Source organism: Kitasatospora sp. NPDC056273, from assembly GCF_042268845.1.
Lineage (GTDB): Bacteria > Actinomycetota > Actinomycetes > Streptomycetales > Streptomycetaceae > Kitasatospora.
Map to the genome: position 1 here is coordinate 5827 of NZ_JBHJSJ010000010.1, position 9364 is coordinate 15190.

Here is a 9364-nt window from a genome sequence, read left to right on the forward strand (position 1 = left end):
TGCCGGTCGGCCAGGAGAGGGCTTGGCTGTCATTCAGGAGGCCGTTGCCATCCGTCGCGCCCTCGCCGAAACCAACCCCGACGCCCACCTGCCCGACCTCGCCACCTCCCTCAACAACCTCTCAGTCCGGCTCGGCGCCGCCGGGCAGCGGGCCGAGGGTCTCGCAGTCATTCAGGAAGCTGTAGGCCACTCCCGCACCCTCGCCGAAACCAACCCCGAGGCCTACTTGCCCGGTCTCGCTACGGTCCTCAACACCCTCTCCGTGCGGCTTGGTGATGCTGGCCGGTGGGCTGAGGGTCTGGCCGCTGTCCGTGTGGCCGTCGCCATCCGTCGCGCCCTCGCCGAGACCAACCCCGACGCTCACTTGTCCGACCTCGCCATAGCCCTTCACCGCCTCTCGATCCGGCTCGGTGATGTCGGCCGGTGGGCTGAGGGGTTGGCCGCCGCCCAGGAGGCTGTCGGCCACTACCGTGCCCTCGCTGAGACCAACCCTGAGGCCCACCTGGCCCGCCTCGCCGCCGCCTTGAGCAACCTCTCCCTCCGACTTGGCGATGTCGGCCGGTGGGCTGAGGGGTTGGCCGCCGCCCAGGAGGCTGTCGGCCACTACCGTGCCCTCGCCGAAACCAACCCCGAGACCCACCCTGAGGTCTATCTGCCCGGTCTCGCCAAGGCTTTGAGTAACCTCTCGATCCGGCTCGGTGATGCTGGCCGGTGGGCTGAGGGGCTGGCCGCCGCCCAGGAGGCTGTCGGCCACTACCGTGCCCTCGCCGAGACCAACCCCGAGGCCCACCTGCCCGACCTCGCCAAGGCCCTCAACAACCTCTCGATCCGGCTCGGTGATGTCGGCCGGTGGGCTGAGGGGTTGGCCGCCGCCCAGGAGGCTGTCGGCCACTACCGTGCCCTCGCTGAGACCAACCCCGAGGCCCACCTGGTCGACCTCGCCATGGCCCTCCATAACTTCTCCCTCCGGCTCGGTGATGCTGGCCGGTGGGCTGAGGGGCTGGCCGCCGCCCAGGAGGCTGTCGGCCACTACCGTGCCCTCGCCGAGACCAACCCCGAGGCCCACCTGCCCCGCCTCGCCGTGGCCCTCAACAACCTCTCCCTAGGGCTCGGAGCGGCGGGTCGGCAGGCCGAGGGCTTGGCTGCTGTCCAGGAGGTCGTCGGCCACTACCGTGCCCTCGCCGAAACCAATTCCGAGGCCTACCGGGCCCGCCTCGCCAGCGCCTTGAGCAACCTCTCCGCCCGACTTGGCGATATCGGCCGGTGGGCCGAAAGTCTGACCATCGTCCAGGAGGTCGTCGGCCACTACCGCGCCCTCGCCGAGACCAACCCCGAGGCCTACCTACCTCACCTCGCCTTGGCCCTCAACAACCTCTCCGCCCGGCTGGGGAAGGCCGACCGGTGGGCCGAGGGTCTGGCCGCCGCCCAGGAGGCCGTCGGCCACTACCGCGCCCTCGCCGAGACCAACCCCGAGGCCTACCTGCCCGACCTCGCCATGGCCCTCAACAACCTCTCCGTTTTGATGAGAGTGGTCGGCCGGTTGGAGGAGGGTCTGGCTGTCGGTCAGGAAGCCATCGACCACTACCGCACTCTCGCCGAGACCAACCCCGAGGCCTACCTGCCAAACCTCGCCGCGGCCCTCTACAACCTCTCCGTAGGCCTCGGAGCGGCGGGTCGGCAGGCCGAGGGCTTGGCCGCCGTCCAGGAGGTTGTCGGCCATTACCGCACCCTCGCCGAAACCAACCACGACCGCTTCGAACCTGATCTGCAGCGGTCCCTGGAGGTGACAGCTTGGCTCGAACAACTGGAGTAGTCCGGCCGGGAATACCGCACGTTCGGAATGACGCTCCCCGCCAGTCGGTGCTGTCCGCGTACTGATCTGAGTGCTCCAGCGCGTACGGAGTTGTGTGCACCACTGTCCCGTCTCAGCGAAGTCGCTCTCATGGACCGTTCCGCTCACCGTAGGCTCGTGCCGTGGTCGACGAACATGGGGCAACCGACGCCTTCAAGAACCGATGCACGAATGCGGCGCGGACGTTGGAGTCCTGCATCGGCTACTTCATCGAGCGCATCTCGTTGGACGAGTCCAACGAGGACCGCAAGGGCAACACCCTGGACGTATGGCTGCGCGAGGGGCCGCAGAAGCCCGATGTGGTGGTCTCGCTGTCCAATCTCCACTCGGTTCGCCCGTGGGAACCCGGACTGGGTGTCTCCTTCATCGATGGGATCTCCCTCGTCCACCTGCCGAAGCTGCCGTTGCCCTGGCCCGCCGAGGCGGTCGGCCGACTCGATCGCTCCGAGGGCCTGCCCGAACTGGTCTGGCTGAGGATCGCGGGACCGATCAAAGTCGACGCTGTGGCCACGACCGTGACCGTTTTCCAGGCTAAGAGCGACGATGCGGCCTCTGTGCTCCAGTGACAGCCCTGAAGCCGTTCGACGGCTCAGGCAGCAACCAAAATCTGATGAGCCTGGTCAACCGCTCAGGCGACGTCGGTGTCCCGCTCGATGGCCTGGAGGCGGTTCTTGAGGCGGTAGCTGTTGCCGTTGATGGAGATGACGTCGCAGTGGTGCAGGAGTCGGTCGAGGATGGCGGTGGCGAGGACCTCGTCGCCGAAGACCTGGCCCCATTCGCTGAAGGTCTTGTTCGAGGTCAGGATGATCGAGCCCTTTTCGTAACGCTTGGAGATCACCTGGAAGACCAGGTTCGCCTCGGCGCGTTCAAGGGGCTGGTAGCCGACCTCATCAACCACGAGGACGCTGGGCCGCAGGTAGGTGCGGAGCTTGCTGGTCAGGCGCCCGGCGGCCTCGGCGGTCTTGAGGTGGCGGACCATGTCGTCGAGGCTGGTGAAGTAGATCGAGTAGCCGGCCCGGCAGGCGGCGACCGCGAGGGCGACGGCCAGATGGGTCTTCCCGACCCCGGGCGGCCCCAGCAGGGCGGCGTTCGCCTTGGCCTCGACGAAGGAGAGCGTGGCCAGGTCCTTGACCTTGCGCGGGTCGAGCTCGGGCCGGAACGAGAAGTCGTAGTCCTCCAGTGTCTTGTGGTGCGGCAGCTTCGACAGCCGCAGGCCCTGGCGGAAGCGACGGTCGTCGCGAACGGCCAGTTCCTCGGCGAGGAGTAGGACGAGGAAGTCGAGATAGCCCATCTTCGCCTCGTCCGCCCGCTTGGCGTACTGGTTCAGGCTCTCGGCCAGGTGCGGCAGGCCCAGCTTCACGGCCATAGTGCGGATTCGGTTGCTGACCATCTGACTCAACGGACGTCCTTCGTTGGGGAGTTGGTGGTGAACGGACGGGTGCCGGTCAGCTCGTCGTAGACGGACAGCGGACGGCGGCCGACCTCGACGCGGGCGGTGGCCGCCCGGTTGAGCAGGGCCCGCAGCGGGCCGGACTCGTCGACCAGGGGCTGTTCGTGGCGGGGCCGGGGCACGACGTCCCCCGTCGTGACGCGCCTGGTGTCGCCCTTGGGCAGGCCGTCCCAGTGCCGCTCGTCGACGATGCGGGCGCCGCGGCCGACCGCCCTGGAGTGGACGGCGAGCAGGGTGGTGCCGGCCGAGTCGGGGACCGTCGAGTGCAGCACGACCTGGGACTTCGTGGCCCGGATCTCGACCAGCTGGCGCGGGCGGACCCGGCGGGCGGGCACCGAGTAGAGGTTCGCATCGAAGGCGACCAGGCAGTCCTTGCCGACGTGCCGCAGGTGGCGTTGCGCGACCACATAAGGGGTTCGCGGCAGCGGCCGCAGGGCCACGTGGTCGCGGATCGCGCGCAGTCCGATGACCTCGCCGTGGGTGCCGTGGACCCGTACGCGCCGCAGGGGCACCCAGGCCGTGAAAGCGGCGTCGAGCTCCTCGACGGAGGAGAACGCCCTCCCGGCAAGGACGTGGTCTCGGACGATCAGCACCTGGCGCTCGACCCGGCCCTTGCCGGTGGGGCGGTAGGCGGCCAGCACGTCGATGTCGAAGTCGTAGTGACCGGCGAACGCGACCGCCTCCGGGTGGAGCGGAACCGCCTCGCCGGGGGCGACGTGCCGGCGGACCACCGTCTTGGTGCGGTCGTAGACGATGCTCATCGGCACCCCGCCGAAGTGCGCGAACGCCTGCCGGTGGCAGTCGAAGAACGTCGCGAGGTCCTGGCTGGTGGTGAAGCAGCAGAACGGGTCCCGCGAGTACGACAGCGTCATGTGGAACGAGTAGACCTTCGGGATGCCGACGTGGGCGAGGATTCTGCCCTCATCACCCCAGTCCACCTGGGCCTGGGCTCCGGGAACGACCTCGAAGCGTCGGTGCAGGCCCGCGAGTTCGCTGGGGTTGATGCCGAGTTCCTCGGCGATCCGGGGCCTGGCTTCCTGCAAGTAGATCTTGATCCGCTGGTAGTTGATGGCGATCCTGTACTCCTGGACCAACCGCTCGTGGATCACCGTCCCCTTGAGCAGGATCTCGGAGCGCAGCATCGCGTCGATCAGCGGGGCGACCTCGTCGACCGTCCGCGGCCGGGGCAGGGCACCCGGTGCCCGCTGCGGAGGCGCCGCGGGGACCTGACCGGACAGGTACTTCGCGACCGTACGGCGGTTCAGTCCGGTCGCCTGCGCGATCTGCCGCTGACTCATCGCGCCGGAGTCGTACAGCGCGCGATATCGCCTCAACTCCAGCCAGCGATGCGGGTCCAGGACCACTGCCGACCGCCTCCCTGCCGCTCGAAACCGACGACAGCAGGCTCACGGACAACAGCCGGTCACCGCATCAACTCTGGTGCACAGTCACTCGTACGAGGTGGTGCATGTTGACTCGTACGCCGACACTCGCTGAGGGCCAGATCGCCGTCCTGGCGTACCAGCCAGACGTCTTCGTGGTCGAGATGGAGGACCGCGAGGCCGGGCACCTGAGCGAGGAGGCCGTCGGCCGGGCGGGTCATGTCGCCCGGCTGGTCGGCTGGCGGTGTCGCTGTTCTTGCCCAGTCGGAAGGCGACCGAGACGGTCGGGGTGAGACACGGCCGCCGATCCGCCGGTCCCACCAGCACCTGGGCTCGCGGCGGGGGCACCCGGATCCAGGTGCCGCACGCGGTGAGCACGCCCTCTCCGAGTACCGTGTTGACGGTTGCGGGGGAGCCGAAGGCCAACGGACGGAATCCGGTGACGTCGGACTTCGTGGCGGACTTCGAGACTTCCTTCCCCACGGCGTGGAGATCGCTTCCTGGGCGGAGTGCGCCCGCGCCCCACCGTATGGTGCTCGTGCGGCCGGTCAGTGAACGCTCCGACTGGCCATGCCTGTTCGAGAGTTCGCCGCTTCGCTGTGTGCCTGCGCAAGTACGGTGTGGTTGTGGCCGCCGTGGGGGCGGCGTCGAGGGAGGGGTGACGTGGGACAGCAGTTGGCGCGGGTGTCGCTGGAGGGCGGGGGTTCGATTCTCGTCGAGGCGCCGGAGGTTGCGGCCGGGCCGGTGAAGGCGGGCCGGGTCGGTGACGCGGTCCGGGATCTTCCGGCGAGTCTGGGGTCGGCGCTGGAGCCGGTGACCGACATGGCGCGCACGGTGCTGCGGCGGTTGCGGGATGCGGGGCCGACCGAGGTGGAGGTGGAGTTCGGGGTCGATCTCGCCACGGAGGCCGGGGTGGTGATCACGAAGACCGCGGCCAACTGCCATCTGACGGTGCGTGTGGTGTGGCGCAAGGGCGAGGCCGACGGTCTGGGGGCGGACGTTCCTGCGGCCGGTGATCCCGCGGCCGACGGCGAGCCGACGGCCTGATCGGATGACCGTGGAACGGGGAGTGCGGGGCGGGGTGGCCGGTGGCGTGCCGGCGGCCATCGCGCAAGTCCGCGACGGGGCCGATCTGGTGGTGGGGACGGGTTTCCTGGTCGCCGAGGACCTGGTGGTGACGTGCGCGCACGTCCTGGCGGACGGCGGCTACGGGCCCGGTTCGATGGTGGCGCTGGTCTTCCCGCACATACCCGGCGCCCCGGCGGTCACCGGCCGGGTGCTGGAGGAGACGTGGCGTGAGCCGCACGAGCAGGACGTCGCGCTGGTGAGGCTGGAGCGCGCGGTGGTGGGGGTGGCGCCGCTGCGCCTGGGCTCGGCGGCGGGCGCGCGGGGGCACCGGGTGCGCTCCTTCGGGTTCCCCGTGCAGGCGCCGCCGGGCGGGCACTTCGGGTTCGCCGCCGCGGGCGGTCTGCTGCCCGCCGCTGACAGCGCCGGCGAGCTGCTGCAGCTCACCGCCGCCAACGACCTCACCACCGGGTTCAGCGGCGGGCCGGTTCTGGACGAGACGACCGGCCTGGTGGTGGGGATGCTCACCGCGATCACCGCCCCGGACCCCCACGACCGGGGCCTGGGCATCGCCTACGCCACCCCGACCGCCGTCCTGCGCGAGGCGTGGCCCGCGCTGGACGAGCACGACGTGTCGCCCTATCGCGCACTGGAACCGTTCGCCGCCGAGCACGCCCGCTGGTTCCACGGCCGCGAGGAAGCGGTGCGCCAGGTCCTGACGGGCCTGGCCGGGGGGCGGCGGGTGGTGCTGCTCCTCGGGCCGTCCGGGTCGGGAAAGTCCTCCCTGGTCCAGGCGGGGGTGCTGCCGGCGTTGGCCGCCGGGCGGCTGCCGGGCAGTGACTGCTGGCGGCCCGTGGTCGTGCGGCCGGGCCCTGCCCTGCCGGCCGCCCTCACACAGGCGGGCCTGCCCGGCGCCGAGGCTGAAGGCACCGGGGCGGACACCACTGCCGGGCCGGACATCGCCGGTGGAGTGGACGCCATCGGCGGGGCGGACGCTGCGGCCCCTGAAACCCGCGTCGTGCTGGTCGTCGACCAGTTCGAGGAACTCCTCGCCCCCTCCGCCGGCCCCGAGGCCCTCCAAGTGCTCGCCCGGATCACCGCCGCGATCCGCTCCGACGCGGCCCTCAGCGTGGTTCTCGTGATGCGCGACGACTTCTACTCCCGCCTGTCCGCGCTGGCCCCGGACCTGCTGGACGCCGCGCTGCGGGCGAGGGGCGTCCTCAACGTCCCCGCCACCCTCACCGCCGCGGACCTGGAGGCGATCGTCACCGGCCCCGCCCGCGACCTGGACACGCACTTCGACCCGGACCTCGCGGAGCGGATCATCGCGGACGTCCTGGCCCTGAATCCTCGCACCGCCGGCGACGCGCCCGTCACCGTCCTGCCGCTACTCGAAGTCGCCCTTACCCGGTTGTGGGAACGCCGCCTGGACTACGACGGCCGTCTCACCCACGACGCCTACCGCAGCATCGGCGCCGTCACCGGTGCCCTCACCGAGTGGTGCGACACCGCCCTGCGCGAACTCGACGAAGACCAGCGGCACATCGCCCGCAGGATCCTGACAGCACTGGTACGCCCCGCCGACGCCTCCCTGAACATTCCGGCGGCGCGCCAGCAGCTCCCGCTCGGCGAGCTTCGCGAGCTGGCCGCCGCCGACGCCGCCCCCGACACGTTGCGGGCCGTCGACGAGGTCCTGGCGGTCCTCGCCCGGCACCGCATCGTCACCACCGACCGGCTACACGAGGGCACACGGCCCAACGACCCGGAGGGGACCGCGGTGGCCGAACTGGTCCACGACGCGCTCATCCGCGACTGGGACACCCTGCGCGGATGGGTCGAGCAGGACCTCCGCTTCCACGACTGGCTCCACCGTGCCCGCCTCCAGCATGCCCGCTGGCAGGAACACCGCGATCCCCAGGACCTGCCCTCCGGAACCCTCCTCGCGGAAGGCACCGACTGGTCGGAACGCCGCCGGCTGCCGGCCGGCCTCGAGGACTTCCTGCGGGCCGGACGCCACCGCCAGCAGGCCGCCGCCCGACGCAGCCGACGCCTCAACATCGTCCTGGCCACCGCGCTCGCTCTCGCCCTGATCGCCTCGGGGATCGCCTTGTTGCAATGGCAGGCCACGCTCGCCGCCCAACAGACCGCGATCGCCGCCGGCATCGAGATCGCCGCCCAGCAGGGCGCGCAGTCCCGGCTGCTCGCCGCCCAGTCCGCTTCCCTGATCGCCACCGACCCGGATCTGGCCGCCCTCCTCGCGGTCGCCGCTTACCGTGCCAGCCCCACCCCGGAGGCCATCCTCGCCCTCCGCGTCGGCGCGCACCTCCCCTTGCGCCATCGCCTCGATGCCTCCGGGGGCGCGTCGTCCTTGGTGTTCAGCCCGGACGGGCGCACCCTCGCCACCGGCGGCTACGACGGCGTGCGGTTGTGGGACGCGGCCACCGGTAAGCGCACCGCCACCCTCACCGGCAACACCCGTACCGTGCGTTCGGTGGCGTTCAGTCCGGACGGGCGCACCCTGGCCACCGGCGGTGACGACGCCACCGTGCGGTTGTGGGACCCGGCCACCGGCAAGACCACCGCCACCCTCACCGGCCATAGCGGTGCCGTGCGTTCGGTGGCGTTCAGTCCGGACGGGCGCACCCTGGCCACCGGCGGCGAGGACGGCAGCGTGTGGTTGTGGGACGTGGTCACCGGCAAGGGGGCCGCCACCCTCACCGGCCTCAGCAGAATCGGGTTGTCGGTGGTGTTCAGTCCGGACGGGCGCACCCTCGCCGCCGGCGACTACGACGGCGTGCGGCTGTGGGATACCACCACCGGCAAGGCCCTCACCACCCTCGCCACCAACGTCAATTCGGTGGCGTTCAGTCCGGACGGGCGCACCCTCGCCACCGGCGACTACTACGGCAGCGTGCGGCTGTGGGACACCGCTACAGGCGAGACCACCGCCACCCTCACCGGCAAGGTGCAGACGTGGGACCCGGCCAGTGGCAAGATCACGGTCACCCCCGGGGGCCATACCGGTGCCGTGAAGTCGGTGGCGTTCAGTCCGGACGGGCGCACCCTCGCCACCGCTAGCGGCGACGAAGCCGTGCGGCTGTGGGATACCGCTACCGGCAAGCCCGCCGCCTCCCTCCCCGCTGAAGTGGAATGGGTGGCGTTCAGCCCGGACGGGCGCACCCTCGCCACCGGCGGCCACTCTGACAGCACGCGGCTGTGGAATGCGGCCGCCATCAGAACCGTCGCCACCCTCAACCGCAGCAATGACGCGAATTCGGTGGCGTTCAGTCCGGACGGGCGCACCCTCGCCGCCGGCGGCGCGGATGACAGCGTGGGGTTGTGGGATACCACCACCGGCGAGACCATCGCCATCCTCACCGGCCACGTCGGTGCCGTGAAGTCGGTGGCGTTCAGCCCGGACGGGCGCACCCTCGCCACCGGCGGCGACGACGACAGCGCCCGGTTGTGGGACACCACCACCGGTAAGACCACCGCCATCCTCACCGGCCACACCCATACCGTGAATTCGGTGGCGTTCAGCCCGGACGGGCACACCCTCGCCACCGCTAGCAGCGACGAAGCCGTGCGGCTGTGGGGCACGGCCACTGGCAATAC

Annotated in this window: 6 protein-coding genes; 4 read left to right on the forward strand and 2 right to left on the reverse strand. The window is 70.8% G+C overall.

Going from position 1 to position 9364, the window contains the following annotated elements; translation table 11 throughout:
- Positions 1–1813 (forward strand): tetratricopeptide repeat protein (locus tag ACFCY1_RS11835; RefSeq protein ID WP_375874369.1); only part of this gene is annotated, 1813 nt, incomplete at its 5' end.
- A gap of 161 nt (positions 1814–1974) precedes the next feature.
- On the forward strand, positions 1975–2418 hold the full coding sequence (locus ACFCY1_RS11840) for a hypothetical protein (protein ID WP_375874370.1): 444 nt from the start codon (positions 1975–1977) through the stop codon (positions 2416–2418).
- 62 nt (positions 2419–2480) lie between these two features.
- Here ACFCY1_RS11840 and istB read toward each other — a convergent pair whose 3' ends face one another.
- Complete coding sequence (gene istB / locus ACFCY1_RS11845) at positions 2481–3251, reverse strand: IS21-like element helper ATPase IstB (protein ID WP_375874371.1); 771 nt, start codon at positions 3249–3251, stop codon at positions 2481–2483.
- Positions 3248–4666 (reverse strand): IS21 family transposase, encoded by a 1419-nt coding sequence (gene istA / locus ACFCY1_RS11850; RefSeq protein WP_375874372.1) that lies wholly within the window; start codon positions 4664–4666, stop codon positions 3248–3250. The genes istB and istA overlap by 4 nt, the downstream gene beginning before the upstream one ends.
- A 681-nt stretch (positions 4667–5347) precedes the next feature.
- Here istA and ACFCY1_RS11855 point away from each other — a divergent pair.
- Both ACFCY1_RS11855 and ACFCY1_RS11860 read left to right on the forward strand, forming a co-directional pair.
- The gene (locus ACFCY1_RS11855) at positions 5348–5731 is read left to right on the forward strand and encodes a CU044_2847 family protein (protein WP_375874373.1); all 384 of its coding nucleotides are present in this window, start codon (positions 5348–5350) and stop codon (positions 5729–5731) included.
- A gap of 4 nt (positions 5732–5735) precedes the next feature.
- Positions 5736–9364 (forward strand): trypsin-like peptidase domain-containing protein (locus tag ACFCY1_RS11860; protein WP_375874374.1); only part of this gene is annotated, 3629 nt, incomplete at its 3' end.